Origin of the sequence: Pseudomonas sp. L7, from assembly GCF_046605565.1 — a bacterium.
Classification (GTDB): Bacteria; Pseudomonadota; Gammaproteobacteria; order Pseudomonadales; family Pseudomonadaceae; genus Aquipseudomonas; species Aquipseudomonas wayambapalatensis.
Genome location: NZ_CP176784.1, coordinates 569,476 through 593,981 on the forward strand (window position 1 = coordinate 569,476; position 24,506 = coordinate 593,981).

Annotated in this window: 28 protein-coding genes; 16 read left to right on the forward strand and 12 right to left on the reverse strand. The window is 65.6% G+C overall.

All coding sequences use genetic code 11. The features are described from left to right. Positions 1-5 precede the first annotated feature (5 nt). A complete protein-coding gene (locus ACK3BK_RS02725) occupies positions 6-1,049 on the reverse strand; it encodes a hypothetical protein (RefSeq protein WP_186670294.1) in 1,044 nt (347 codons plus the stop codon). Between the two features lie 437 nt (positions 1,050-1,486). On the opposite strand from ACK3BK_RS02725, the gene ACK3BK_RS02730 reads away from it, so the two are divergent. Together ACK3BK_RS02730 and ACK3BK_RS02735 are read left to right on the forward strand one after the other, a co-directional pair. After that, complete coding sequence (locus ACK3BK_RS02730) at positions 1,487-2,371, forward strand: sugar nucleotide-binding protein (protein ID WP_186670295.1); 885 nt, start codon at positions 1,487-1,489, stop codon at positions 2,369-2,371. After that, on the forward strand, positions 2,364-3,296 hold the full coding sequence (locus tag ACK3BK_RS02735) for an NAD-dependent epimerase/dehydratase family protein (RefSeq protein ID WP_411383678.1): 933 nt from the start codon (positions 2,364-2,366) through the stop codon (positions 3,294-3,296). The genes ACK3BK_RS02730 and ACK3BK_RS02735 overlap by 8 nt, the downstream gene beginning before the upstream one ends. An 84-nt stretch (positions 3,297-3,380) precedes the next feature. Here ACK3BK_RS02735 and ACK3BK_RS02740 read toward each other — a convergent pair whose 3' ends face one another. Next, a complete protein-coding gene (locus tag ACK3BK_RS02740; protein ID WP_411383679.1) occupies positions 3,381-3,809 on the reverse strand; it encodes a winged helix-turn-helix transcriptional regulator in 429 nt (142 codons plus the stop codon). Between the two features lie 100 nt (positions 3,810-3,909). Between ACK3BK_RS02740 and ACK3BK_RS02745 the strand changes: the two genes are divergently transcribed. Then, positions 3,910-5,085, forward strand: coding sequence for an MFS transporter (locus tag ACK3BK_RS02745; protein ID WP_411383680.1), 1,176 nt, complete (start codon positions 3,910-3,912; stop codon positions 5,083-5,085). Between the two features lie 183 nt (positions 5,086-5,268). Here the strand turns inward: ACK3BK_RS02745 and ACK3BK_RS02750 are convergent, their stop codons facing one another. The 5 genes from ACK3BK_RS02750 to ACK3BK_RS02770 form a co-directional block, all read right to left on the reverse strand. Continuing rightward, a complete protein-coding gene (locus ACK3BK_RS02750) occupies positions 5,269-5,952 on the reverse strand; it encodes an OmpW/AlkL family protein (protein WP_186669167.1) in 684 nt (227 codons plus the stop codon). A gap of 110 nt (positions 5,953-6,062) precedes the next feature. Continuing rightward, positions 6,063-6,629, reverse strand: a complete 567-nt coding sequence (locus ACK3BK_RS02755) for a DUF3299 domain-containing protein (RefSeq protein ID WP_186720293.1) — start codon at positions 6,627-6,629, stop codon at positions 6,063-6,065. 9 nt (positions 6,630-6,638) lie between these two features. Further along, positions 6,639-7,904 (reverse strand): ABC transporter permease, encoded by a 1,266-nt coding sequence (locus ACK3BK_RS02760; protein ID WP_186669169.1) that lies wholly within the window; start codon positions 7,902-7,904, stop codon positions 6,639-6,641. Beyond that, a complete protein-coding gene (locus ACK3BK_RS02765) occupies positions 7,904-8,614 on the reverse strand; it encodes an ATP-binding cassette domain-containing protein (RefSeq protein ID WP_288377816.1) in 711 nt (236 codons plus the stop codon). The genes ACK3BK_RS02760 and ACK3BK_RS02765 overlap by 1 nt, the downstream gene beginning before the upstream one ends. Next, entirely contained in the window at positions 8,615-9,214 is a 600-nt protein-coding gene (locus ACK3BK_RS02770; RefSeq protein WP_125930890.1) for a DUF2796 domain-containing protein, read from the reverse strand. It lies immediately after the preceding gene. Between the two features lie 133 nt (positions 9,215-9,347). Here ACK3BK_RS02770 and ACK3BK_RS02775 point away from each other — a divergent pair, with 133 nt between their 5' ends. Continuing rightward, positions 9,348-9,695 (forward strand): hypothetical protein, encoded by a 348-nt coding sequence (locus ACK3BK_RS02775; protein ID WP_411383681.1) that lies wholly within the window; start codon positions 9,348-9,350, stop codon positions 9,693-9,695. 61 nt (positions 9,696-9,756) lie between these two features. On the opposite strand, the gene trxA is transcribed toward ACK3BK_RS02775, so the two are convergent. Genes trxA through ACK3BK_RS02790 form a run of 3 tightly spaced genes read right to left on the reverse strand, consistent with a single transcriptional unit; the run spans position 9,757 to position 11,797 of the window. After that, positions 9,757-10,644 carry a thioredoxin gene (gene trxA / locus ACK3BK_RS02780; protein ID WP_186711046.1) on the reverse strand — a complete coding sequence of 296 codons (888 nt, stop codon included), beginning with the start codon at positions 10,642-10,644 and terminating at the stop codon, positions 9,757-9,759. 39 nt (positions 10,645-10,683) lie between these two features. Next, the gene (locus tag ACK3BK_RS02785) at positions 10,684-11,343 is read right to left on the reverse strand and encodes a class I SAM-dependent methyltransferase (protein WP_186669172.1); all 660 of its coding nucleotides are present in this window, start codon (positions 11,341-11,343) and stop codon (positions 10,684-10,686) included. Position 11,344: 1 nt separating this feature from the next. Further along, complete coding sequence (locus ACK3BK_RS02790) at positions 11,345-11,797, reverse strand: YbaY family lipoprotein (RefSeq protein WP_186711047.1); 453 nt, start codon at positions 11,795-11,797, stop codon at positions 11,345-11,347. Positions 11,798-11,902: 105 nt separating this feature from the next. On the opposite strand from ACK3BK_RS02790, the gene nrdR reads away from it, so the two are divergent. The 12 genes from nrdR (at position 11,903) to ACK3BK_RS02850 (ending at position 20,605) form a co-directional block, all read left to right on the forward strand. After that, complete coding sequence (gene nrdR / locus ACK3BK_RS02795) at positions 11,903-12,367, forward strand: transcriptional regulator NrdR (RefSeq protein WP_186669174.1); 465 nt, start codon at positions 11,903-11,905, stop codon at positions 12,365-12,367. 2 nt (positions 12,368-12,369) lie between these two features. Beyond that, positions 12,370-13,500: a bifunctional diaminohydroxyphosphoribosylaminopyrimidine deaminase/5-amino-6-(5-phosphoribosylamino)uracil reductase RibD gene (gene ribD / locus ACK3BK_RS02800; protein WP_411383682.1), complete on the forward strand. Its 1,131-nt coding sequence runs from the start codon at positions 12,370-12,372 to the stop codon at positions 13,498-13,500. 42 nt (positions 13,501-13,542) lie between these two features. Beyond that, on the forward strand, positions 13,543-14,208 hold the full coding sequence (locus ACK3BK_RS02805; protein ID WP_054893597.1) for a riboflavin synthase: 666 nt from the start codon (positions 13,543-13,545) through the stop codon (positions 14,206-14,208). An 18-nt stretch (positions 14,209-14,226) separates the two neighbouring features. Beyond that, complete coding sequence (gene ribBA / locus ACK3BK_RS02810; protein ID WP_186669178.1) at positions 14,227-15,318, forward strand: bifunctional 3,4-dihydroxy-2-butanone-4-phosphate synthase/GTP cyclohydrolase II; 1,092 nt, start codon at positions 14,227-14,229, stop codon at positions 15,316-15,318. A 92-nt stretch (positions 15,319-15,410) separates the two neighbouring features. Continuing rightward, entirely contained in the window at positions 15,411-15,887 is a 477-nt protein-coding gene (gene ribE / locus ACK3BK_RS02815; RefSeq protein WP_186669179.1) for a 6,7-dimethyl-8-ribityllumazine synthase, read from the forward strand. Continuing rightward, positions 15,884-16,384, forward strand: coding sequence for a transcription antitermination factor NusB (gene nusB / locus ACK3BK_RS02820; RefSeq protein ID WP_186669181.1), 501 nt, complete (start codon positions 15,884-15,886; stop codon positions 16,382-16,384). The genes ribE and nusB overlap by 4 nt, the downstream gene beginning before the upstream one ends. A gap of 18 nt (positions 16,385-16,402) precedes the next feature. Next, positions 16,403-17,371: a thiamine-phosphate kinase gene (thiL, locus tag ACK3BK_RS02825; RefSeq protein ID WP_411383683.1), complete on the forward strand. Its 969-nt coding sequence runs from the start codon at positions 16,403-16,405 to the stop codon at positions 17,369-17,371. Beyond that, entirely contained in the window at positions 17,368-17,871 is a 504-nt protein-coding gene (locus tag ACK3BK_RS02830) for a phosphatidylglycerophosphatase A (protein WP_054893602.1), read from the forward strand. The genes thiL and ACK3BK_RS02830 overlap by 4 nt, the downstream gene beginning before the upstream one ends. Positions 17,872-17,887: 16 nt before the next feature. After that, positions 17,888-18,631 carry a substrate-binding periplasmic protein gene (locus tag ACK3BK_RS02835; protein ID WP_411383684.1) on the forward strand — a complete coding sequence of 248 codons (744 nt, stop codon included), beginning with the start codon at positions 17,888-17,890 and terminating at the stop codon, positions 18,629-18,631. Positions 18,632-18,762: 131 nt separating this feature from the next. Further along, entirely contained in the window at positions 18,763-19,380 is a 618-nt protein-coding gene (gene ribA, locus ACK3BK_RS02840) for a GTP cyclohydrolase II (protein WP_186669186.1), read from the forward strand. Further along, positions 19,377-19,796, forward strand: a complete 420-nt coding sequence (locus ACK3BK_RS02845; RefSeq protein WP_186669188.1) for a nuclear fragile X mental retardation-interacting protein 1 — start codon at positions 19,377-19,379, stop codon at positions 19,794-19,796. The genes ribA and ACK3BK_RS02845 overlap by 4 nt, the downstream gene beginning before the upstream one ends. Continuing rightward, positions 19,796-20,605 (forward strand): cobalamin-binding protein, encoded by an 810-nt coding sequence (locus tag ACK3BK_RS02850; RefSeq protein ID WP_186669189.1) that lies wholly within the window; start codon positions 19,796-19,798, stop codon positions 20,603-20,605. The genes ACK3BK_RS02845 and ACK3BK_RS02850 overlap by 1 nt, the downstream gene beginning before the upstream one ends. Here ACK3BK_RS02850 and ACK3BK_RS02855 read toward each other — a convergent pair. Then, positions 20,583-22,454 (reverse strand): TonB-dependent receptor domain-containing protein, encoded by a 1,872-nt coding sequence (locus ACK3BK_RS02855; RefSeq protein WP_411383685.1) that lies wholly within the window; start codon positions 22,452-22,454, stop codon positions 20,583-20,585. The genes ACK3BK_RS02850 and ACK3BK_RS02855 overlap by 23 nt on opposite strands. 104 nt (positions 22,455-22,558) lie before the next feature. Beyond that, positions 22,559-24,454 (reverse strand): 1-deoxy-D-xylulose-5-phosphate synthase, encoded by a 1,896-nt coding sequence (gene dxs, locus ACK3BK_RS02860; RefSeq protein ID WP_288377811.1) that lies wholly within the window; start codon positions 24,452-24,454, stop codon positions 22,559-22,561. Between the last annotated feature and the right edge of the window lie 52 nt (positions 24,455-24,506).

A 24,506-nucleotide genomic window follows, 5' to 3' on the forward strand; every position in this document is an offset into this window, starting at 1 on the left:
TTTATTCAGCCGCGCACCAGCAGCGGATCCGGAGTGATCACCCGAGGTTGGGCGAAGGGGGAGTAGCCGAACAGCCGCACCAGCAGGCGACGGTTGTCCTGGACGATGTCGCGACCATGCAGGGCGCGGTTGTTGTTGATCACCAAAGCAGTGTCCGGTTGCAGCACGAAGGGCCGTGGCCGTGTCTCGGCGACCCGTTGCTGGAAGGCGTCGAAGGCCTGGGCGGCGAGGTCGCTGGCCTGGTCGTTGAGCGAGAACCGGTACGAGTTGTAGCGCAGGGCGAAGCCGCCATTGGCGTCGAACTGCAGCATCGCGGTGGCCTGCTCCGGTTCGCCGCTGCCGGCGACGAAGCAGTCGCTGCGTGTGAAGTCGAACGATGCCGAGGTCAGCGCCAGCGCATGCAGGCTGCCCAAGCCTTCGATGACCTCGCGCATGGGGATGACGTGGGTAGGCTCGTTCGCCGGGTTCCAGCGCGCGGTGAGGATCAGTGCAGAGGGCGCAGGCGAATGGTCATCGCGAGCGATCACCGAGCAGTTGTACGGAGCTTCGGTGTGTGGGCCCAGGCGCAGACCGGCGTGGGAGCTGAGTTCCACGCGGGTGTCGCGGGTTTCCTCCGGGCGCGGCTGGCTGCCGCCGCCCTTGAAGTTGCCGACCAGACGCACCTGCTTGCCTTCGTTGTCGATATCGAAGGCGAACGCCCGGTAACGCACCAGTTCCAGCAGGATCTGGTTGCGCGAGGCCAGGTAGAGGCAGCGGGGGTCGTGCTCCAGGCCCTGCAGTTCAGGCAGGTATTCGGGAATGGGGTCGTCGTCCGGGCTGGTCATGCCGCGGTACATCAGTGCAGACAGCGTGCCGTCGGCGAAGCGCCGCAGTGTTGCCTGTTGCTGGGGGGCGAGCGATCCTGCCAGCGTTTCGGCAGATTGCCGTGCCTTGCCAGCCGCCCCGAAGACTTCCGGGCCGCCAAGTCGGGCGAGGGATTGACTGGCGACGAACAGCGCATCGGCTTGGTCCTGGGTAAATTCCAGGTACGCGACTTCGGAATCCTGCATGGGAAACCTTCCTTGTTATTGTTGTGTTGGCGTTCCGTGCCGGCCGACAGCTGGAGTGCGTTGGCCTGACTGCGGTGAATACAGTCTGTAGTGGCCAACTGCCGCGCAGTATCGAGTAGTTTCCGAAGGCGCAAAAGAGGGGCGAGAAAATTTCACGGCTGTGAAGCGTTGTGAAGAACGAAGCAGGCACGCCATGGTGATTCTCCTGATTGTCGGGTGCGCACACGGGGCTGCCATGCCCCGGCTTCTGCTATTAGTTCAGGGTTTTCGCCTGCCGTGGTGCAAGACCGGTTTTATGCGAGCGACAGAGAAATCTTCGATGCCTATTGGAAATTTCCCACACAAAGACAAGCGAACCCCAAGGGTTGGACTTCCCCAGGCGGAAACCGCAAAATGGCCCCTTTCCCTTAATCGATCTGAGCGGACCTGCTGACTCTATGCGTATGCGCCTGATGCTGTTGGGTGGTGGCAATGCCCTCGGGCAAGCGCTGATTCGTCTTGGGGCCGAGGAAGACATCGCGTTCCTGGCTCCGCGCCCGCCGGACGAGGGCTGGGATCCGGCCAGCCTCACCCAGTTGCTCGACGATCACCGCCCCGACACCCTGGTCAACCTGGCCTATTACTTCGACTGGTTCCAGGCCGAGTCGGTCAGCGAACAGCGCCTGGCCCTTCAGGAGCGTGCCGTGGAGCGTCTGGCCGAACTGTGCCAGCACCACGAGATCACTCTGGTCCAGCCCTCCAGCTACCGCGTGTTCGACGGTTCGCGCGCCACTTCCTACAGCGAGAAGGACGAGCCGGTGCCGCTGGGCCTGCGTGGCCAGGCGCTGTGGCGTATCGAGCAGAGCGTGCGTGCGGCCTGCCCGCAACATGTGCTGCTGCGTTTCGGCTGGGTGCTGGACGAAAGCCTTGACGGCGCACTCGGGCGTTTCCTGACTCGCGCCGAGCAACCGCAGGAGCTGCTGCTGGCCGATGACCGCCGCGGCAACCCGACGCCGGTGGACGACGCTGCCAGGGTGATCCTCTCGGTGATCAAGCAGCTGGACTGCGACGCGCCGCTGTGGGGCACCTACCATTACGCCGGCAACGAGGCGACCACACCCTTGGCGCTGGGGCAAGCTATCCTTTCCGAGGCGGCGCAGTGGCACAAGCTGGCCGTGCAGGCCCCCACCGCACAGGCCCACGCCGCGCGCCCGGATGCCAGCGAGGAGCCGCAGCATGCGGTGCTGGCCTGCAAGAAGATCCTTCACACCTTCGGCATCAAGCCCCGTGCCTGGCGCGCCGGCTTGCCGCCCTTACTGGACCGTTTCTATCGTCATGGCTGATGCCCCCATCCTCATTACCGGCGGAGCTGGTTTCATCGGCTCCCACCTGTGCGATGCGCTGCTCGACAAAGGCTATGCGGTGCGCATTCTCGATGATCTGTCCACCGGCAAGCGCAGCAACCTGCAGATCGACCATCCGCGCCTGCAACTGATCGAAGGTGATGTTGCCGACACTGCACTGGTTACCCGTGCAGCCGCCGGCTGCGCGGCGGTGGTCCACCTCGCTGCGGTTGCGTCGGTGCAGGCGTCGGTGGACGACCCGGTCAAAACCCACCAGAGCAACTTCATCGGCACCCTCAACGTCTGCGAGGCGATGCGCATCAACGGTGTGCGCCGGGTGTTGTTCGCCTCGAGCGCGGCGGTCTACGGCAACAATGGCGAAGGCCAGTCGATCACCGAGGACACGCCCAAGGCGCCACTGACGCCTTACGCCGTGGACAAGCTGGCTGGCGAGCAGTACCTGGACTTCTACCGCCGCCAACATGGGCTGGAGCCGGTGGTGTTCCGCTTCTTCAATATCTTCGGACCGCGCCAGGATCCCTCGTCGCCGTACTCGGGGGTGATCAGCATCTTCTGCGAGCGTGCGACCAAGGGCTTGCCGATCACCGTGTTCGGCGATGGCGAGCAGACCCGCGACTTCCTCTATGTCGGTGACCTGGTGCAGGTGATGGTGCAGGCGCTGGAGCAGCCGCAGGTGGAAGAGGGCGCTGTGAACATCGGCTTGAACCAGGCGACTTCGCTGAATCACTTGCTTGCGGCATTGCAGCAGGTGGTTGGCAGCTTGCCGACGATCAGCTATGGCCCGGCGCGCGCGGGGGATATCCGCCACTCGCGGGCGGACAACCACCGGCTGTTGGCGCGTTTTGATTTTCCCCAGGCGACCCCGATCGCCGAGGGGCTGGCGCGTTTGTTGGGCAAAGACTGACAAACACGCTGGCCTTGCAGGTACTTCACTGATCTCCAGGACAGTGGAGTACCCGCGAACAGGCCCTGACAGGCCAGAGCACCTTCAAGCCCGCCGACAATCCTCTGGCCTCAGCAACCGCCCATCCCGCGCCCGCACTTCCAGCTTCGCCACAGGTTCGCCCTTGGCTTTGTCCAGCAGCACCGAGCGCGCCTCGCCCGCCTCGAACTGAAAGCGCTCCCCCCACTGACGCAGGCCCACCACGATCGGAAACACCGAGCGGCCTTTCTCTGTCAGCACATATTCCTTGTACGCACTGCCATCCGACGCCGGCTGCAGTTCCATGAGCCCTGTTTCCACCAGCAGCTTCAGTCGCGTGGCGAGGATGTTCTTCGCCAGCCCCAGGTTCTTCTGGAACGCGCTGAAGCGGCGCAACCCATCGAACGCGTCGCGCAGGATCATCAGTGCCCAGCGGTCGCCGAGCACTTCGAGGGCTCGGGCCACGGGGCATCGGCTGTTGTTTTCGTCGAGCATCGCTCATTCCGGATCTGTCACTGTGGTTGCAGACTAAAACCAGATTTGCTAGAAATCCAGCCTGCGGTTTCATTTTAAAACCAGATTTCCAGGAGTCTGCATGTCATCTGCCCACGAAGCGCCGTCGTTTCAACTCACGCGCGGCCTGACCCTTCTGCTGGCTGCAGCCTGCGCACTGGCGGTGGCTACGGTGTACTGCGCCCAGCCGCTGCTGGAGTCCATGGCCCAGAGCCTGGGCGTGCCGAGTGGTCAGGTCGGGTGGGTGGTCGGCGCAATCCAGGCAGGTTATGCGCTGGGATTGCTGCTGATCGTGCCGCTGGGTGATCTGCTCGACCGCAAGCGCTTGATCCTCGCGCAGTTGCTGCTGTCGGCACTGGCGCTGGTTGCGGTCGGCCTGGCCCAGCATTGGGCGGCGCTGTTGGCGGCCATGGGGATGGTCGGGCTGATGGCCGTGGTGGTGCAGTTGATGGTCGCCCAGGCAGCCACCCTGGCGACACCGGCGCAGCAGGGGCAGGCGGTGGGCGCGGTCACCAGCGGCATTGTGCTGGGCATTTTGCTGGCGCGGCTGGTGGCGGGTGTCGTGGCTGACCTGGCCGGCTGGCGAGGCGTCTATTTCGCAGCTGCCGGGCTGGTGCTGCTGATGGTGGCGCTGCTCGGCTGGCGTATGCCCGCTGCACGGCCGCCGGGGCAGCGCCAACGGTACCGGACGTTGTTGTGTTCGATGGTGGTGTTGCTGCGCGATGATCGGCTGCTGCGCCAGCGGGGTGTGTTCGCGCTGCTGATCTTCGCGGCGTTCAGCGTGCTGTGGAGCAGCATGGTGCTGCCGTTGAGTGCGCTGCAACTGACCCACACCCAGATCGGCCTGTTCGGCCTGGCCGGTGTCGCCGGCGCCCTTGCCGCCTCGCGTGCCGGGCGCCTGGCCGATCGCGGTGTGGGGCAGCGCACCACGGGGCTGGCGCTGGGGCTGCTGACACTGTCGTGGCTGCCGAGCCTGTTCGTCGAGCAGTCGTTGCTGGCCCTGGTGGCCGGTGTGGTGATGCTGGACCTGGCCGTGCAGGCGGTGCATGTGACCAACCAGAGCCTGCTGCTGGCCGGGCGTGCACAGATGGCCAGTCGCCTGGTTGGCGCGTACATGTGCTGCTATTCGGTTGGCAGCGGGGCAGGGGCGGTGGCAGCGAGCTGGGTCTACGGGGCGTGGGGGTGGGGCGCGGTGTGTGGGCTGGGGGCTGGGATCAGCGCGTTGGCGTGGGGGTATTGGTGGAGGCTGCATCGCTGAGGATTGCTGCGCTCGTGTAGGAGCGGGCTTGCCCGCGAAAAAGACACCGCGCAGTCTGGCACGGGCTACGCCCGTGTTCGCGGGCAAGTCGGGGCGCCGAACCGCCGCTCCCACAGGGAGATTGGGCTGGCCTTTAGATTCTGAACAGGACAGTTGCTCCTGCAGGTGTGCAGGAGCGGCGTGTCAGAACTTGTAGCCGATACCTACCATGTAGACCCATGGATCGACATCGACGCTGACCTTGGTCTTGCCCACGCCCAAGGCGCTTGGGCCGTCGATGGTGGCTTTGGTGTCGATGTCGACGTACCAGACTGCGGCGTTGACCAACAGGTTGTCGGTCAGCATGTAGTCCATGCCCAGCTGGCCAGCCAGGCCGATGGAGTCCTGCAGCTTCATGTTGCTGAAGCCCTGCTGTTTGCGGGCGCTGCTGAGGTCTTCATCGAAGAACAGCGTGTAGTTGATGCCGATACCGGCGTAGGGCTGGAACTTCGACGAGGCTTCCATCGGGTAGTACTGCAGCGACAGGGTCGGTGGCAGTTGCTTGATGTCGGCCAGCTTGCCGTCGAGCCCACCACCCAGGCCCTTGACGCCCACGGTGTGCTTGAACGGCGTGGCGGCCAGCAGCTCGATACCGATGTGGTCGGTGAGCATGTAGGCGAAGGCCAGGCCCAGTTGGGTGTCGCTGTCGAGGGTGGCCTTGGTGCCGGAGACCTTGGCGCCGTCGAGCTTGAGATCGCTGCTGCTTTCGTTCGGCGCGGTGGTGATGGCGCCAGCACGGAGGATGAAGTCGCCCGCCTGGTGGGCGTGGGCAACGGGGGCTGCGAGCGCCAGCGCGACGAGCGAGGCACCGAGCAATGTCTTGTTCATGGAAGCTCCCAGAGGACGTGAGTAATCGAGTAGTCCAATGGTAAGGAGCCGTCCAAACACATTGTTTGACTCAGCTCAACGAAGCGGGCTTCACACGGGCGACACAGTTCTCATTTCAGCTCATATGCGTAGATTTTCTCGGCTTCCATCTGGTATCCGGCGTCGGCCAGCTCGCTACTGGTGTTCTTGACCTGCATGCGTCCCTCGATCCAGTAGGGCTGGTACAGGTCTTCGACGCGCACGCCCATCTCGCTGAAGATGTGCACGATCTGATTGGACGGCGGCGGCGGCACGTGGATGCAGGCGCCGTAGTAGGGCACCAGGAGAAACTCGGTGGTGCGGCCTTCTTCGCTCACTTCCAGCGGCACGATGTAGCCGGGCAGTTTGATCTGCTGGCCATCCAGCGCTTTCACCACCGGGGCGTCGGGCGCCTGCTGGCGGGCTGCCGGAGCAGACTCGGCGGCCAGGGCGTCACCCAGCGAGTTGCCCATCTGCGAGAGGTCATGCAGCGGGGTGAGCTGTGGGGGGATGACGGGCGCGCCCTCGGGGATCAGTGCCGGCCAGTCCAGCTCGCGCGGCTCGTCCGCCCAGGCCGGAATGATCAGCACCAGCAGCAACAGCAGGAGGATCTGTAGTGCTTTCTTCGCGGACAAGCCCGCTCCCACAGGGATCGACATGACAAACTCTCAGAGGTGGATCGACAGGCCATCGGCCAGCGACTGCCGGTAGGCACGCCAGGCCGGAACACTGCCCATCAGCAGTGCCGCGCCGAGGATGATCGCCAGCAGGGTCCATTCGTGCGGGCTTGGCCAGGCCAGCGGCAGGAACAGCCCGTAGTTGGACTGTACCGCGTCCTGGGCCAAGGCGATCCCTCCATAGAGCAACCCCAGCCCGGCGACGATACCACTGACCGACAACGCCAGCGCTTCGAGCACCAGCAGCCCGGCGATATGCCAGGGGCGCGCACCCACCGAACGCAGGATGGCCATCTCGCGTCGCCGTTCGTTGAGGCTGGTGAGAATCGCCGTGAGCATGCCGATCAAGCCGGTCAGCACCACGAACAGCGACACCACGAACAACGCCTGCTCGGCGATGCCCATCATGCCCCACAGCTCCTGCAGTGCCACGCCCGGCAGGATCGCCAGCAGCGGCTCACTGCGAAAATCGTTAATTTCGCGCTGCACGCTGAAGGTGGCGATCTTGCTGTTCAGGCCCAGCATGAAGGCCGTGATGGCCGTGGGGCGCAGGTCCATGGTGCGCGCCTGGTCGGCGCTGATGCGTGCGGCGCCGCGAGCCGGTACGCCGTTCTGCCAGTCGACGTGGATGGCCTCCATCCCCGCCAGGCTGATGTGCAGGGTGCGGTCCACGGGCGTGCCGGTGCGCTGCAGGATGCCGACCACGGTGAAGGGTTTGTCGTCGTGCTTGACCAGGCTGATGGTGGCGATGCCGTGGGCCAGCACCAGGGTGTCGCCGAGCTTGTAGTGCAGGGCTTCGGCCACTTCGGCGCCCAGTACCACTTCGAATGGGTCGTTGGCGAACTGGCGGCCCTGGCTCAGCTGCAGGTGCTGCTGGCGCCCGTACTGGTAGTGGGTGAAGTAATCGCTGTTGGTGCCCATCACCCGGTAGCCACGGTGCGAGTCGCCCAGGGAGATCGGGATCGCCCACTTGACCCGCGGGTCCTTGGCGTAGTGCTCGAAGCTGTCCCAGCGGATGTTGTTGGTGGCGTTGCCGATACGGAACACCGAGTACAGCAGCAGGTTGACCGACCCCGAGCGCGCCCCGACGATCAGGTCGGTGCCACTGATGGTGTTGGCGAAGCTGGCGCGGGCTTCGGTACGCACGCGCTCCACGGCCAGCAGCAGGCACACCGACAGGGCGATGGCGAAGGCGGTGAGAAACGCGGTGAAACGGCGGTTGGCCAGGCTGGCCAGGGCTAGACGGAGCAGGTACATCAGGCCTCCCGAGGCTTGGCGGCGCGGTTGAGCTCGGCCAGCGACAGGTCGCGGTCGAACAGGGGCGCCAGGCTCTGGTCATGGCTGACGAACAGCAGGCTGGAACCTGCAGCGCGGCATTCGTCGAACAGCAGGCGGATGAACACCTCGCGGGTGTCGGCGTCGAGCGCTGAGGTCGGCTCGTCGGCGATCACCAGTTCCGGCTGGCCGATCAGCGCGCGCGCAGCGGCGACGCGTTGCTGCTGGCCGATCGACAGGGTGTCGGCGCGTCGGGCGAGCAGGTCGGGGTCGCTCAGGCCCAGGTGGGCAAGCAATTGCGCCGCCGCCTGGTGGATGCTGCCATGGCGCTGCGCTGCGCGTTCGGCGCGGCTGCGCGAAAATCGGCAGGGCAATTCGACGTTTTCCTGCACCGAGAGAAACGGCAGCAGGTTGAACTGCTGGAAGATGTACCCGGTATGGTCGACGCGGAAACGGTCGCGAGCGCCCTGGCCCAGCTCGGCCAGGTTCTGCCCGAGCAGCCGCACTTCGCCCTGGTCGGGCAGGTTGACCCCGCCCAGCAGGCCGAGCAGGGTGGTCTTGCCGCTGCCGCTGGGGCCTTTGAGGAACAGTGCCTCACCGGCCTCCAGGCGGAACTGGGGGATGTTCAGCAACGGCTGCTGACCTGGCCAGGCGAAGACCAGGTCATGCAGTTCGATCAGCGGCTGGCTCATTCAGAACGCAACCACGGCCTTGGCCGGGGTGCTTTCGAAGCCCTTCTGGCCGTTCGGGCCGACCAACTGCACATTGATCTTCTGGGTTTGCGGGTAAGCCTTGTACAGCGGCGACAGGTCGATCTGGGTCAGCTTGGCCGGAGCTGCGCAGGTCAGTTGGTAGTGCGCGTGGATCTCGCTGTGCTGGTGTTCATGCGCGTGGTCATGGTCGTGATCGTCGTCCCCGTCGTCGTCCTTGGCCGATGGCTCGTCACCGAACAGCGGGCTTTCCAGCTCCTGCTGGTCTTCCTTGCAACCGGCCGCGCTGGCCAGGCCGAACAGCTTGAGCGGCTGTTCGAGTTGTTTGCGCACAGCCTCGACCTTGGCCTTGTCGGCATCGCTGCCAGGCATGTGCTCGAAGCCGACCAGGTTCATTGCCGGGCTCTCCAGCGCCAGCTCCAGGGTATTGCCATCCAGGCCGACGTTCAGGCGTGCGACGCCGTGCTCGTGGGCAGGCAAGGTGCCGTGGGCATGATCGTGGTCGTGATCGTGATCTTCATGGGCCTGGGCAACGGCCAGGGGCAGCAGGGCGAAGGGCAAGGCGAGGAGCAGGCGGCGCATGGGCGACTCCGGAAGCGGACGGGAAAGATTTGGTAATGTTATAACAACTTTTCTGGTCGATGCCACACGCTTGGCGCAGGTTTCATGTCGTGGGAGCATGCACGTCATCGATCCGCGATTGAAGGAAGGCAGCGTGAGAATCCGAGGACAGATCGGCGACTGGCCGGTAGACCTGACCATCGAACTGGACCCGGCGGAGTGGGCTCAGCTTGGGCGCAGGCCCGAAGAGGCGCCTGCGGTGGCAGAGGTGGCGAGTACGCCTGTGACTGCGCCAGCGCGGCAGGACGATAGCCAGTGGTCGGCGGCGCGCGAGGTGCTGCGTCAGGCCGGAGCGCTCAGTGGGCCTGAGTTGCTCGAGCGGCTGGAAGGGTTGGCCGGCAGTGTTGCGGCAGGCAAGCGGCTGCTGGTGCGGTTGCGCCACAGCAGTGAAGTGAAGATGGAAAGCGGGGCGGATGCGCCGGTATATCGCTGGGTAGGCTAGTTACCGAGGGCGGTGCGTGGCTGGATGCCACCTCCTGCAGGAGGTGGCTGCGCCTTGGGGCTCAGAACATCGCCGAAGACAACCGGCGGCGGTACACACCCACCAGCGGATGGTCGCCGCCGAGCAGGTCGAACACCTGCAGCATGGCCTTCTGCGGCAGGCCGTTCTCGTAGGCGCGATTGCGCTGGAACAGCTTGAGCAGCCCGTCCAGCGCGGCTTCGTACTGCTGGCGCGCCAGTTGCTGGATGCACAACTGATAGGCCGCATCGTCATCCTGCGGGTTCTGCGCCAGGCGGCTCTTGAGCTCGGCGGCCTCCGGCAGGCTGGCGGCCTGGCGCAGGAAGGTCAGCTGCGCCTTGGCACCGGCCAGCGCGGCCTTGTGTTCATCGCTCTTGACCGCGTCCAGCACCTGCTGCGCGGCGTCCAGGTCGCCGCGCTCGGCCAGGCAGCGGCCGTAGTAGATCAGCGCTTCGGCGTTGCTGTTGTCTTCACCGAGCAGGGCCTGCAGCAGTGCTTCGGCTTCGCTGAAACGGCTTTCGGCGAACAGTGCCTTGGCCTGCTCCAGTGGCGAGGCGGTCGGCGCGGCAGGCATCTGCACATGAGGTTCGAGCATGGCGCGGATGGCCGACTCCGGCTGGGCACCGGCAAAGCCGTCGACCGGCTGGCCATCCTTGAACAGCACCACGGTCGGCAGGCTGCGGATACCGAACTGGGCCACCACCTGCTGCTCGACATCGCAGTTGATCTTGGCCAGCAGCAGCTCGCCCTGGTAGCCCTCGGCGATCTTCGCCAACAGCGGCATCAGCGCCTTGCAGGGCGCGCACCATTCGGCCCAGAAGTCCACCAGCACGGGCTTGTGGAAGGAGTTATCGATCACCAGCTGCTGAAAATTCGCATCGGTGGCGTCGAAGATGTAGGGCGTGGCGGTGTTAGAGGAAGCTTGGCTCATCGCAACTCTCGCAGCTTTCGCAAATTCGGAATGGCACCACTATAAAGGCTCGCGGCTGGCGTGGTACAGGCTGACCCGGCGGAATTCGTGCGGCTCGGCCAGGTCTGGCAGGGTCAGGGCGTCGAGCACGCCGAGCTGGCGATAGAGCGGGTGGCTGAAGTCACGCACCCGCGAATCGGCGACCAGTGCCTGGCGACCCCGACCGAGAAAGGCATCGAGCAAGGGCAGGTTGGCGCGGTCGTACAGTACGTCGGCGACGAGGATCAGGTCGAAGCGGTCGGCTTCGGCGAAAAAATCCTCGCTGTAGCCCAGCGTCACGCCATTGAGCGCGGCGTTGGCGCGGCATGCGTCCAGGGCCAGTGGGTCGAGGTCGCAGGCGACCACTTCCCGCGCACCGGCGCGGGCTGCAGCGATGCCGGCGATGCCCGAACCTGCGCCGAAGTCCAGCACACGCTTGTCACGTACCCATTCGGGGTGCACGGCCAGGTAGCGGGCCATGGCCAGGCCGCTGGCCCAGCAGAAGCTCCAGTAGGGTGGCTCGTCGAGGATGCGCCGGGTTTCGTCGGGGCTGAATGCCCGGTCCATGTTCTCGGCGTCGATCAGCCACAGCTTGAGGTCGCAGCCCGGCAGTTCGCTGATGACCAGGCGCGCCTCGCCAATCAGGCCGCTGAGGGCCTGTTGCAGGTGTAGCGGTGTCACCTTATGGCGCCTTCTCGAAACGCAGTGGGCCGGTGGCCTGGGTTTCGGCCTGGACGATGCGCTGCGGCGGCAGGTGCATGATCAGTTGGCCGGAGCGGCTGGCGCGACCGCGCAGCTCGACCCGGGCACCGGCCGGGAAGGCCTCGGGGTTGAAACGCAGGTGATAGGGCAGAGCCTGGCCGGTGCCGGTCAGGTCGCTGCTGGCCAGCAGGCGCTGGGGACGGCCGCGTTCGTCGATCACCAGCAGTGCCAGCTCGACTTCGGCGCCCGCGGGGATTTCCATCAGGGTGCCGCTGAGTTCGCGCTGGTAGGCCGGCAGCGGGCCCGGTTCGTCGCTCTTCTTGACCGTCTTGGGCGCGGGGGACGCCGCAGGCTGTTCGGTCTTCGGCCGGTCGCTGCCGCAGGCGGCGAGCAGGCCGGCCAGGCACAGGACGACGAGGGCTCGATGGTGCATGGGGTAATCCTTCACAGGCAGATTTCTCTGGATGGTAACCCCTTTGGCTTGTCTTGCCAGTGGGATGCGCTACCATGGCCCTCCCTTTTTTTGTTGCCTGCCACCATGCACTGTCCCTTTTGCGGTGCCAACGACACCAAGGTCATCGATTCGCGACTGGTCGCCGAAGGCGAACAGGTCCGTCGTCGCCGTGAGTGCGTCGCCTGCGGCGAGCGCTTCACCACCTTCGAGACCGCCGAACTGGTCCTGCCCCGGCTGATCAAGCAGGACGGCACACGCCAGCCCTTCGACGAAGACAAGCTGCGCGCCGGCATGCAGCGGGCGCTGGAAAAGCGCCCCGTCAGCGTCGAGCGCCTGGAAGCGGCGCTGGCGCACATCAAGAGCCGTCTGCGCGCGACCGGCGAGCGCGAAGTGAAGTCGCTGGTGGTCGGTGAGCTGGTGATGTCCGAGCTGCGCAAGCTCGACGAAGTCGCCTACATCCGCTTCGCTTCGGTGTACCGGCGCTTCCAGGACCTCGACGAATTCCGTGAAGAAATCGACCGCCTGGCCCGTGAGCCAGCCAAAGAGTAAGCATGTCCAGCCAGACCGCGTTGCTTGACGCCCATTACATGGCCCGTGCCCTGGAACTGGCCCGCAAGGGCCTGTACACCACCCACCCCAACCCGCGCGTGGGCTGCGTGATCGTTCGCGACGGCGAAGTGGTCGGTGAGGGCTGGCACGTGCGTGCCGGCGAGCCGCATGCCGAAGTGCATGCCCTGCGCCAGGCCGGTGAACGCGCGCGCGGCGCCTGCGCCTACGTCACCCTCGAGCCCTGCAGCCACCATGGCCGCACGCCACCGTGTGCCGAAGCGCTGGTCAAGGCAGGGGTGGCGCGGGTGGTGGCGGCGATGCAGGACCCGAACCCGCAAGTGGCCGGGCGCGGCCTGGGGCGGCTGGCCGAAGCCGGTATCGCGGTTGCCAGTGGTGTGCTCGAGGCCGAAGCTCGCGCACTCAACCCGGGCTTTCTCAAGCGCATGGAGCATGGCCTGCCATTCGTTCGGGCCAAGCTTGCGATGAGCCTGGACGGGCGTACCGCCATGGCCAATGGCGAGAGCCAGTGGATTACCGGCCCCGCGGCGCGTGCTGCGGTACAGCGCCTGCGCGCCCGCTCCAGCGTGGTGCTGACCAGTGCCCAGAGCGTGCTGGCCGACAACGCACGGATGACCGTGCGCGCCGCCGAGCTTGGCCTGGACGAGGAAATGACCGCACTGGCCGTGTCGCGCCCGCCGCTGCGGGTGCTGGTCGATGGCCGTCTGCGCCTGCCGCTGGACGCCCCGTTCTTCCAGGCCGGTCCGGCGCTGGTGGTCACCGCCGCCGCGCACGACCCGCGCTACGCCGCCGCCGGCCATGAGTTGCTGGTGCTGCCCGGCAGCGATGGCCAGGTCGACTTGCCGGCGCTGCTGCGCCTGCTGGCCGAGCGCGGTGCCAGCGAGGTCCTGCTCGAAGCGGGCGCCGGGCTGGTCGGCGCCTTCGCTCGCCACGGCCTGATCGACGAGTACCAGTTGTTCGTCGCCGGCACCTTCCTCGGCTCCCAGGCCCGCCCGCTGCTGGACTGGCCCCTGGAGCACATGAGCGAGGCGCCGCGGCTGAAAATCATCGAAATGCGCGCCGTGGGCGATGACTGGCGAGTCACAGCCATCCCCTTGCCCGCGCCCGGCGTATAATGCCGGGCTTGCTTCGCGCAGCCCGTACCTGAGGAGAACATCATGTTCACCGGCATCATCGAATCCATCGGCACCATCCGCAGCATGACCCCCAAGGGTGGTGACGTGCGCGTCTACGTCGAGACCGGCAAGCTCGACCTGGGCGACGTCAAGCTCGGCGACAGTATCGCGGTCAACGGCGTGTGCCTGACCGCCGTGGAGCTGCCAGGCGATGGCTTCTGGGCCGACGTCAGCGTCGAGACCCTCAAGCGTACCGCCATGGTCGAGCTCAAGAGCGGCAGCCGGGTCAACCTGGAAAAGGCCCTGACCCCGACCACCCGCCTGGGCGGCCACCTGGTCAGCGGTCACGTCGACGGTGTCGGCGAAATCGTCTCGCGCAGCGATAACGCCCGCGCCATCCAGTTCCGCGTACGCGCCCCGAAAGAGCTGGCCAAGTACATCGCCCACAAGGGCTCGATCACCGTCGATGGCACCAGCCTGACGGTCAATGAGGTCGATGGCGCCGAGTTCGAGCTGACCATCGTCCCGCACACCCTGTCCGAAACCATCATGGCCGATTACCGTGCAGGTCGTCGGGTGAACCTTGAGGTCGACCTGCTGGCCCGTTACCTGGAGCGTCTGCTGCTGGGCGACAAGGCCGCCGAGCCGAGCAAAGGCAGTGGCATCACCGAAAGCTTCCTGGCCGCCAACGGCTTCTTGAAATCCTGATTGAGAAGGGGGTGCCGCGTGGCGCTCAACAGCATCGAAGAACTGGTCGAAGACATCCGCCAGGGCAAAATGGTCATCCTCATGGATGACGAAGACCGCGAAAACGAAGGCGACATCATCATGGCAGCCGAGTGCTGCCTGCCCGAGCACATCAACTTCATGGCCAAGCACGCCCGTGGCCTGATCTGCATGCCGATGACCCGTGAGCGCTGCGAGACGCTCAAGCTGCCGCTGATGGCGCCGCGCAACGGCTCCGGCTTCGGCACCAAGTTCACCGTGTCGATCGAGGCCGCCGAGGGTGTCACCACCGGCATCTCCGCCGCCGACCGCGCCCGCACCGTGCAGGCTGCCGCCGCGAAGGACGCCAAGGCCGAGGACATCGTCAGCCCGGGCCACATATTCCCGCTGATGGCCCAGCCAGGCGGCACCCTGGCCCGCGCCGGGCACACCGAAGCAGCCTGCGACCTGGCGCGCATGGCCGGTTTCGAGCCCAGTGGCGTCATCTGCGAAGTGATGAACGACGACGGCACCATGTCGCGTCGCGCCGAGCTTGAAGTGTTCGCCGCCCAGCACAATCTCAAGATCGGCACCATCGCCGACCTCATCCACTACCGCATGATCCATGAGCGCACCGTGCAGCGCGTCTCCGAACAGCCGATCGAAAGCGAGCTGGGCCAGTTCAATCTGGTCACCTACCGTGACTCGGTGGAAGGCGACGTGCACATGGCGCTGACGCTGGGCAAGATCTGCGCCGAAGAGCCGACCCTGGTGCGTGTGCACAACATGGACCCGCTGCGCGACCTGCTGATGGTCAAGCAGCCAGGGCGCTGGAGCCTGCGCGCGGCCATGACCACCGTGGCCGAGGCCGGCAGCGGCGTGGTGCTGCTGCTGGGCCACCCGCTGGACGGCGACGTGCTGCTGGCGCATATCCGTGAAAGCGCAGGCGACGTGCAGGCCAAAGTGCCGAGCACCTACAGCACCGTCGGTGCCGGTTCGCAGATCCTGCGTGACCTTGGTGTACGCAAGATGCGCCTGATGAGCTCGCCGATGAAGTTCAACGCGATATCCGGATTCGATCTGGAAGTTGTAGAATACGTGCCCTCCGAGTGACACAGGTGCGCCAGCGTTGTCCTGGCGCTCGTGTCCGAACCCTCCCGAAGGCCGCCCGGTGCGGCCTCGCTCTTTAATATGAGAATACCGGAATGACCCTGAAGACCATCGAAGGTACCTTCATCGCCCCCAAAGGTCGCTATGCTTTGGTGGTTGGCCGCTTCAACAGCTTCGTCGTCGAAAGCCTGGTGAGCGGTGCCGTCGATGCCCTGGTACGCCATGGCGTCAGCGAAAGCGACATCACCATCATCCGTGCCCCGGGCGCTTTCGAGATCCCGCTGGTGGCACAGAAAGTCGCCCAGCAAGGTGACTACAGCGCGATCATCGCCCTGGGTGCGGTGATCCGTGGTGGTACCCCGCACTTCGAATACGTGGCGGGCGAGTGCACCAAGGGCCTGGCCCAGGTGTCCATGGAGTTCGGCGTTCCGGTCGCCTTCGGTGTGCTGACCGTTGATTCCATCGAGCAAGCCATCGAGCGTTCCGGCACCAAAGCCGGTAACAAAGGTGCCGAAGCTGCCCTGTCCGCCCTGGAAATGGTCAGCCTGCTGGCGCAGTTGGAGGCCAAGTGATTAGCGACGACAGCGATCGTTTCAACCCGCGCGATCCAAAACCTGCGGATGCCGGCAAGCCCTCCAAGAGCGCCAAGCGTCGCGAAGCCCGCAAGCTCGCCACGCAAGCGCTCTACCAGTGGCACATGGCGCAGCATTCGCTGAACGAGATCGAGGCTCAGTTCCGGGTCGATAACGATTTCTCCGATGTCGATGGTGCCTACTTCCGCGAAATCCTCCACGGGGTTCCGGCAATCAAGGGCGAAATCGACAGCGCACTCAAGCCTTGCCTGGACCTGGCACTGGATGAGCTCGACCCGGTCGAGCTGGCCGTGCTGCGTCTGTCCACCTGGGAGTTCATCAAGCGCGTCGACGTACCGTACCGCGTGGTGATCAACGAAGGTGTGGAACTGGCCAAGGTCTTCGGTGCCACCGACGGCCACAAGTTCGTCAACGGTGTGCTCGACAAGCTCGCGCCCAACCTGCGCGAAGCCGAAGTCAAGGCCAACAAGCGCTGATCCCGGCGCTGACGAGCCATGGGTGAGTTCGAGCTGATCCGCCGCTTCTTCGCTGCCGCGCCCTGTGCGCAGGGCGGCGAGGGCGTGGCCCTGGGGATCGGCGACGATTGCGCCCTGCTGGAGCTGCCGGCTGGCGAGCAGCTGGCGGTCTCCACCGATACGCTGGTCGCAGGTGTGCATTTTCCGGCGGTCTGCGACCCCTCGCTGCTCGGCCAGCGCTCGTTGGCCGTGGCCGCGAGCGACCTGGCGGCCATGGGAGCGACCGCCATCGGCTTCACCCTGGCCCTGACCTTGCCCGAGGTCAGCGCGGATTGGTTGCGAGCCTACGCCGAAGGCCTGGGGCGCATGGCCCACCGCTGTCGCATGAGCCTGATCGGCGGCGACACCACGCGCGGCCCCCTGAGCATCACCGTGACCGTGTTTGGCCGGGTTCCGGCCGGGCAGGCCTTGCGCCGCGATGGTGCCAGGCCGGGTGATCTGCTGTGTGTCGGGGGCAACCTGGGTAGCGCGGCGGGGGCCTTGCCGCTGGTGTTGGGCGAGCGCCAGGCGCCGGCTGAACAGGCCCAGGCGCTGCTTGCGCAGTACTGGTCGCCGATGCCGCAGCTCACCTTGGGCGAGCTGCTGCGTGGCCATGCCACGGCGGCGCTGGACATTTCCGACGGCCTGCTTGCCGACTGCGGTCACATCGCCCGGGCCTCGGGCGTCGCCCTCGAAGTGAACCAGCACCAGGTTCCGGTATCTACCGAGCTGGAGGCCTTCCTCGGGCGTGACGCTGCGGTGCACGCGGCGCTCACCGGCGGCGACGACTATGTGCTGGCCTTCACCATCCCGGCCGCGCAACACCAGGCATTGCAGCTGCCGGGGTTCATCCATGTCCATGTCATCGGCCGCGTCCTGGACGGGCAGGGCGTCACCCTGCGTGATCACCAGGGTCGTGACATCACCCCGACGCAACGGGGCTATCAACATTTCAGGGAGACACCGTGACCGACCACCCCAATCAGGTGCCTGCGGAGTTCGTTCCGCCTTCGGTCTGGCGCAATCCGTGGCACTTCATCGCGTTCGGCTTCGGCTCCGGCACCCTGCCCAAGGCGCCGGGCACCTGGGGCTCGCTGGTGGCGCTGCCGTTCATTCCGCTGTGGCAGATGCTGCCGGACTGGGGCTACTGGCTGCTGCTGGGGATCACCATGCTGTTCGGCTTCTGGCTGTGCGGCAAGGTGGCGAACGACTTGCGCGTGCACGATCATGAAGGCATCGTCTGGGACGAGATGGTCGGCATGTGGATCACCTTGTGGCTGGTGCCCGAGGGTTGGCAGTGGCTGCTCGCAGGGTTCCTGATGTTCCGCTTCTTCGACATCCTCAAGCCCTGGCCGATCCGCTGGATCGACCGTCATGTGCACGGCGGTGTCGGCATCATGCTCGACGATATCCTGGCTGGCGTGTTCGCCTGGCTGGGCATGCAAGTGCTGGTTTGGGCGGTAGCCTGATACAGGGAGCGGGTCGATGGCCATACGGACTGTGCTGCTGGCGCTGATGCTGGTTTTCCTGCCCTGGAGTGCCGGGGCCGTTGAGTTGCCGAAGCAGGTGCGACTGGTCAGCGAGGAATGGATCGACTACACCAACGCCGACGGCACTGGCGTTGCCTGGGACGTGCTGCGCAAGGTGTTCGAGCCGGCCGGGGTGAAGGTCGAGGTAACGAGCGCGCCTTACAGCCGTGCAGTCGGGCTGGTCAAGCGCGGCGAGGCCGACGCCTGGGTGGGTTCGTACAAGGAAGAGAACGAAGACAACCTCTACCCGCGCTGGCACTTCGACCTGGATCATATCTATGCCCTCGGCCTGGCCAGCAAGCCAGTCCCGGCACTGAACAGCGTCGGCCAGTATCGCCTAGCCTGGGTACGTGGCTATGGCTACGACAGATATCTGCCGAATGTGCATGAATTCCGCGAGATCCAGCGTCGCGAAGGCATCCTGCCGATGCTCGAGCATGACCGGGTGGATTTCTACATCGATGCCGAAACGGAAGTGGACTACGTGCTGCATCAAGCCAGCAAGCCGCAGGACTTCCGCCGCACCCACATCGCTGAATTGCCGCTGTACCTGGCCTTTACCCGCAGCGATCAAGGCAAGGCCTTGCGCGACCTGTTCGACCAACGCATGGCGAAGCTGGTGCATAGCGGCGAACTCGAGGCCATCTTCGAGCACTGGAACCAGCCGTACCCGTTCGCGTCCGACAGCCAGCCGCACTGAACGAGCGCGCGTCTGGCAGGCCTATGCATCGAACTTTTCGATCTTAAGCGGCGAGATTCAGCCTGCGCATGCCCGCTGGGCTGCTGATACAATCTGGCCCATTGAAATTTCCTACTTATCAGGAGCACAACGTGCCCGTCGTCTTTGTTGCCGCCTCCAAACTCCCAACGCCTTTTGCGACATTCACCATGCATGGCTTTCTCGACGAAGCCAGCGGCCGCGAGCATGTGGTGCTCAGCCTGGGTGATATCGCCGACGGTGAACCGGTGCTCGGGCGTCTGCACTCCGAATGCCTGACCGGCGACGCGCTGTTCAGCCAGCGTTGCGACTGCGGTTCGCAACTGGAAGCCGCGCTGCAGGCCATCGCCCGTGAAGGCCGTGGCGTGCTGCTGTACCTGCGTCAGGAAGGTCGAGGCATCGGCTTGTTGAACAAGATTCGCGCCTATGAACTGCAGGATGGCGGTGCCGATACCGTCGAGGCCAACGAACGCCTGGGCTTTGCTGCCGACCAGCGTGACTACGCCATGTGCTTGCCGATGCTCGAGCACCTCGGCGTCAAGTCGCTGCGCCTGATGACCAACAACCCACGCAAGGTCAAAGCCCTGACCGACATGAGCATTGTGGTTGCCGAGCGCGTGCCGCTGCACACCGGCCACAACCCGCACAACCGCCTGTACCTGGCCACCAAGGCCGACAAGCTCGGTCACATGATGGGCAACCGTCACCAGGGCGAGGCGCCCCAGGCGTGACCCGTGGCCAGGTGAAGCGGCGTCTGGCGCTGGCCTGGTGGCAATACCTGGCGGTCGGCCTGGTGCCGCTGCCGGTCATGGCCTGGGCCTTTGGCGGTGGTCAGGCATTGATCCCGGTGCTGGCAATGCCGCTGTTCATCGCCGGCGCCGCGACCCTGTTTCTCAGCCTGCCGCGCTTCGGTGCCTACAAACGGGCGCTGATCGGCACCTCCAAGGTACTCGACACCCCCGAAGAACCCGCTGCCTGGATCGAACTGGCGCGGGTTCGTCGCCTGGCCATGACCTACGCCTGCTTCCCGGCCTGGATCGCCGCACTCTCGGTGCTGGTGGGGCTGGAGGCGGTGCCTCAGGTGTTGTTGGCGTTGTCTACCGTGATGCTGCTCTACCTCTATCGCATCCCGCGCCAACTGGGCTGATGCGCGCCTTTTTCGTTGCCGTGCTGCTGTCGATCGGTGCATTTGCCGAGGCTGGGCCGCGTGTAGTCAGCCTCGGGCCGTCGATGACCGAGATCGTCCTGGAGCTTGAGGCGGACGATCTGCTGGTGGGCGTGCTCGACAGCGGCGAGCGGCCGCAGCGTCTGAAAAATCTGCCATCGGTCGGGCGCTACGGGCAACTGGACATGGAGCACCTGCTGGCGCTCAAGCCCGACCTGCTGCTGCTCTGGCCCGGCAGCGTGCCCCCGGCCCAGCGCGACCAGTTGCGTCAGTTGGGGATTGCCACGTTCAGCAGCGAGCCCCACGACCTGGCGCAACTGATCGAGCAGATCCAGGCCATCGCCGTGCGCCTGGGGCGTGCCGAGCAGGGACAGCGCTACGCTGACAGGTTGCGCGAGCGCCTGGCCGACCTGCGCGAGCGCTATCGTCGCGAGCAGCCGCTCAAGGTGTTCTATCAGGTCTGGGACTCGCCGCTGTACACCTTGGGCGGCCGTCAGGTGGTGAGTGACGCACTGGCGGTCTGCGGTGCGCGCAACGTCTTTGCCGATCTCGAACAGCCTGCGCCGCAGGTGAGCGTCGAGTCTGTGCTGGCGCGTGACCCTGAGGTGATCCTGGCCGGCGACGCTACGCAGTTGGCCGGTTGGAAGGCCTGGCCACAGCTCAGCGCGGTTGCCGGCGGACACTTGCTGGTGGTGCCCGACAAGGGCCTGGAGCGCCCCAGCGGGCAGATGATCGAAGCGACGGCGCGCCTTTGTGCGCTGCTGGCGTCTAGAGCGCCGGTGTCCAGGTAAGGCTCAGCAGCCAGGTGCGGCCTTCTTCGCGGTAGCCATAGTCATTGCCGTCATAGTTGTAGAGCGCGCGGCTGTAGCCTTTGTCCAGCAGGTTATCCACCTTGACCTCGAACTTCAGCGCATCGCTTGCCGCCCAGCTACCGCGCAGGCCCAGCAGTGCGTAACCGCCGAGCCTGTTGCGGTTGGCCTCGTCGTCATAGCTGCTGCTGATCGCTTGCCAGCTCGCGCCTGCACTGAAGCGCTCGAACTGTCGGTCCAGGTCCAGGCTCAAGGTCCGGCGGGCGCGGCGAGCCAGGGTATGGCCGGTGTCACGGTCGCGTGGATCGATCAGTGCCAGGCCGAGCTGGCTGCGCCAGGGGCCCCAATCCTGGCTAAGCGCCATCTCCATGCCGTTGATCCGCGCCGAGGCAACGTTCCGCGGGATCGAGCCCTCGCCGAAGATGATCGCATCGCGCAGGTCGGTGCGGTACAGCGAGGTTTCCAGGCGGCTGCTGGCGCTCAACTGGCTGCGCCATTGCAGCTCATAGCTCCTGGAGCGTTCGGGGTCGAGGTCTGGGTTGCTGTACTGCGGGTAGTACAGGTCGTTGAAGGTGGGCGCGCGAAACCCTTCGCTGTACGACAGCAGCAGGTCGTTGTCGGTGTTCATCGGCAGGGTCAGGCTGGCGCTCCAGGTGGTCTGGCCGCCGAACTGCTGGTTCTGGTCGCGCCGCATGCCCAGTTCGGTGGAGAAGCTTTCGCCGCTATAGCGATGCTGGATGAAGGCTGCACGGTTGTAACGGCTGTCCTCGGCGAAGTCGGTGCTGCCGTGCACCCGGTCCTGGTACCAGTCGGCGCCCAGCGAGAGGTTGTTCCGTGCATCGAGGGCGAGGTCGTTCTGCCAAGTGATCTGGTTGCGATAGGTGTTGAACACGCTGCCATCGTCGCTGAGCTTGTCGCGCTTGCGGTCGCGATTCTCGCTGTGGCCGATCTCCACGCGCGAGTGCCAGAGGTCGCTGAGCTGGGCATCGATATAGGTGCCCAGGCTGCTGACGGTGAAGTCGGTGTAGGGTTTCTGGCCGAAGCTTTCGAAGCTGACTGGGTCGAATCGGCCGAAGGGGTTGTCGTATTCGCTGCGCCCCCGGCTGTCGAGCAGGTTCACCCCGGCCTCGAAGCGCTCACCGAAGGTATGGCTCAGGCTCAGGTTGAAAGACTTGTTGCGGTAGGCGTCGTGATCGCCATCGCTGGCGAAGGACGGCCCGGTCGAATCGATGCCTGCGGTTTCGTCGAGGCTGGCGCCAAGGTTGACGCGTGTCTGGCCATCGCCCCCGGACAGCCCCAGGCTGCGCTGGAAGGTCTGGTTGCTGCCGGCCGCCAGGCGCAGCCGCGGTTGCAGGCCGGGGCCGCTGGCGCGTCGGGTGAAGATCTGGATCACCCCGCCGATGGCGTCGCTGCCGTAGACCGCAGAGCGCGAGCCGCGCAGCACTTCGACGCGCTCTATCTGATCGACGTCGAGAAACTGCAGGCCGCTGTCGCCGGAGGTGGCGTTGGCGATGCGCACGCCATCGACCAGCACCAGGCTCTGCGCGGCCTTGGTGCCGCGGATGAAAATACCCGGCAGGCTGCCACGACCGCCGGTCGGCGCGACCTGCACACCAGGCACGCGGCTCAGCAGGTCGGTGACGCTGGTGGGTTGCAGGCGGTCGATGTCGTTACGGGTGAAGACGCTGTTGGCGGCGCTGGTGGCGCTGCGCGATTCGACTTCGCGGTTGGCGCTGATCAGCACGTCGGGGAGCTTCAGGGCGTTGTCGCGTTCGGCGGCCAGCAAGGGCAGGGGGAGGCAGAGCAGCGGTGCAAAGGTCAGGATTTTCATGGGCAGTACAATAGCATTCGCGGGCGAGCCCGCTCCCACAGGGGTTCTACAGTACTCGAATACTGTGCAATCCCTGTGGGAGCGGGCTTGCCCGCGAAAGGGCCTTACAGGCCGAGCTTGGCCATGCGGGCTTTCACCGAGGCCTCGATGCCAGCAGCATCCAGCCCGCACTCGGCCAGCATCTGCGCAGGCTTGGCATGCTCGACATAGATATCCGGCAAGCCCAGGTGCAGCAGTGGCTTGACCACCGCCTCACGCGCCAGGAACTCGCTGACCGCAGCGCCGGCGCCGCCCATGATGGCGTTTTCCTCGATGGTCACCAGCAGCTCATGGTTGCCGGCCATCTCCAGTACAAGCGCCTCGTCGAGCGGCTTGACGAAGCGCATGTCGACCACCGTGGCGTCGATCTGCTCGGCCACCTGCAGCGCTTCGGTCAGTTGCACGCCGAACACCAGCAGCGCGACTTTCGAACCCTGGCGGCGGATCACGCCCTTGCCGATTTCCAGCGGCTCCAGGTCGCCGTCGATCGGCGCGTTGGGGCCGGTGCCACGCGGGTAGCGCACGGCGGCCGGGCCTTTGTACAGGTGCCCGGTGCTGAGCATCTTGCGCAGCTCGTTCTCGTCGCTCGGGGTCATCACCAACATGCCCGGGATGCAGCGCAGGTACGAGAGGTCGAAGCTACCCGCGTGGGTCGGGCCGTCCTCGCCGACCAGGCCGGCGCGGTCGATGGCGAACAGTACGTCGAGGTCCTGTACCGCCACGTCGTGGATCAGTTGGTCATAGGCGCGCTGCAGGAAGGTCGAGTAGATCGCCACTACCGGCTTGGCGCCTTCGCAGGCCATGCCGGCTGCGAAGGTGACGGCGTGCTGCTCGGCGATCGCCACGTCGAAATAGCGCTCCGGGAAGCGCTCGCTGAAGGCGACCAGGTCCGAACCTTCCTTCATCGCCGGGGTGATGCCCACCAGGCGGTTGTCGGCGGCGGCCATGTCGCACAGCCATTGGCCGAACACTGCGGAATACTTCGGGCCGCTGGGCTTTTTCGGCGCGGCGGGCTTGTCGGCGGGCTCGAGCTTGGTGATGGCGTGGTAGCCGATCGGGTCGACTTCGGCGGGGGCGAAACCCTTGCCTTTCTTGGTGACCACGTGCAGGAACTGCGGGCCCTTGAGGTCGCGCATGTTGCGCAGGGTGGCGATCAGCGTCGGCAGGTCATGCCCATCGATCGGGCCGATGTAGTTCCAGCCCAGTTCCTCGAACAGCGTGCCGGGCACCAGCATGCCCTTGGCATATTCTTCGGTGCGGCGGGCGATCTCCCAGGCGCCGGGCAGGCGCGACAGCACTTTCTTGCTGCCTTCGCGCATGCTCGCGTAGGTGCGGCTGGAGAGGATCTTGGCCAGGTAGTTGGACAGCCCGCCGACGTTGCGCGAAATCGACATGTCGTTGTCGTTGAGGATCACCAGCATGTCGGCATCGACTTCCTGGGCGTGGTTCAACGCTTCGAAGGCCATGCCGGCGGTCAGCGCGCCGTCGCCGATCACCGCGATCGACTTGCGCGGGTCGTTCTGCAGACGGGCGGCGATGGCCATGCCCAGGGCGGCGCTGATCGAGGTGCTGGAGTGGCCGACGCCGAAGGTGTCGTATTCACTTTCGCTACGGCGCGGGAAGGCGGCGATGCCGTCTTTCTGGCGCAGGCTGAGCATGCGGTTGCGCCGGCCGGTGAGGATCTTGTGCGGGTAGGCCTGGTGGCCGACGTCCCACACCAGGCGATCGTCCGGGGTGTCGAAGACGTAGTGCAGGGCAATCGTCAGCTCGATGACGCCCAGGCCTGCGCCGAAGTGCCCGCCGGTCTGGCCCACGGTATAGAGCAGCTCCTGGCGCAGTTCGTCGGCCAGGCTCTCCAGGTCGGCTTCGGCCAGCCGGCGCAGGCCGGCTGGCGTGTCGGCGCGGTCCAGCAGAGGCGTGACCGGGCGTTCGCGGGGGATCTCTTGAAACGTCGTGGGCATCAGGCGAGTCGTTATAGGTTTGAAGACGCGGCAGTTTACCCCATTGTGGGAA

Bases quoted from the DNA above. Each gene is read 5' to 3' on its own strand.
- ACK3BK_RS02725 (WP_186670294.1), bottom strand. From the start codon at position 1,049: ATGCAGGATTCCGAAGTCGCGTACCTGGAATTTACCCAGGACCAAGCC.
- ACK3BK_RS02730 (WP_186670295.1), top strand. From the start codon at position 1,487: ATGCGTATGCGCCTGATGCTGTTGGGTGGTGGCAATGCCCTCGGGCAA.
- ACK3BK_RS02735 (WP_411383678.1), top strand. From the start codon at position 2,364: ATGGCTGATGCCCCCATCCTCATTACCGGCGGAGCTGGTTTCATCGGC.
- ACK3BK_RS02740 (WP_411383679.1), bottom strand. From the start codon at position 3,809: ATGCTCGACGAAAACAACAGCCGATGCCCCGTGGCCCGAGCCCTCGAA.
- ACK3BK_RS02745 (WP_411383680.1), top strand. From the start codon at position 3,910: ATGTCATCTGCCCACGAAGCGCCGTCGTTTCAACTCACGCGCGGCCTG.
- ACK3BK_RS02750 (WP_186669167.1), bottom strand. From the start codon at position 5,952: ATGAACAAGACATTGCTCGGTGCCTCGCTCGTCGCGCTGGCGCTCGCA.
- ACK3BK_RS02755 (WP_186720293.1), bottom strand. From the start codon at position 6,629: ATGTCGATCCCTGTGGGAGCGGGCTTGTCCGCGAAGAAAGCACTACAG.
- ACK3BK_RS02760 (WP_186669169.1), bottom strand. From the start codon at position 7,904: ATGTACCTGCTCCGTCTAGCCCTGGCCAGCCTGGCCAACCGCCGTTTC.
- ACK3BK_RS02765 (WP_288377816.1), bottom strand. From the start codon at position 8,614: ATGAGCCAGCCGCTGATCGAACTGCATGACCTGGTCTTCGCCTGGCCA.
- ACK3BK_RS02770 (WP_125930890.1), bottom strand. From the start codon at position 9,214: ATGCGCCGCCTGCTCCTCGCCTTGCCCTTCGCCCTGCTGCCCCTGGCC.
- trxA (WP_186711046.1), bottom strand. From the start codon at position 10,644: ATGAGCCAAGCTTCCTCTAACACCGCCACGCCCTACATCTTCGACGCC.
- ACK3BK_RS02790 (WP_186711047.1), bottom strand. From the start codon at position 11,797: ATGCACCATCGAGCCCTCGTCGTCCTGTGCCTGGCCGGCCTGCTCGCC.
- nrdR (WP_186669174.1), top strand. From the start codon at position 11,903: ATGCACTGTCCCTTTTGCGGTGCCAACGACACCAAGGTCATCGATTCG.
- ribD (WP_411383682.1), top strand. From the start codon at position 12,370: ATGTCCAGCCAGACCGCGTTGCTTGACGCCCATTACATGGCCCGTGCC.
- ACK3BK_RS02805 (WP_054893597.1), top strand. From the start codon at position 13,543: ATGTTCACCGGCATCATCGAATCCATCGGCACCATCCGCAGCATGACC.
- ribE (WP_186669179.1), top strand. From the start codon at position 15,411: ATGACCCTGAAGACCATCGAAGGTACCTTCATCGCCCCCAAAGGTCGC.
- thiL (WP_411383683.1), top strand. From the start codon at position 16,403: ATGGGTGAGTTCGAGCTGATCCGCCGCTTCTTCGCTGCCGCGCCCTGT.
- ACK3BK_RS02835 (WP_411383684.1), top strand. From the start codon at position 17,888: ATGGCCATACGGACTGTGCTGCTGGCGCTGATGCTGGTTTTCCTGCCC.
- ACK3BK_RS02850 (WP_186669189.1), top strand. From the start codon at position 19,796: ATGCGCGCCTTTTTCGTTGCCGTGCTGCTGTCGATCGGTGCATTTGCC.
- ACK3BK_RS02855 (WP_411383685.1), bottom strand. From the start codon at position 22,454: ATGAAAATCCTGACCTTTGCACCGCTGCTCTGCCTCCCCCTGCCCTTG.
- dxs (WP_288377811.1), bottom strand. From the start codon at position 24,454: ATGCCCACGACGTTTCAAGAGATCCCCCGCGAACGCCCGGTCACGCCT.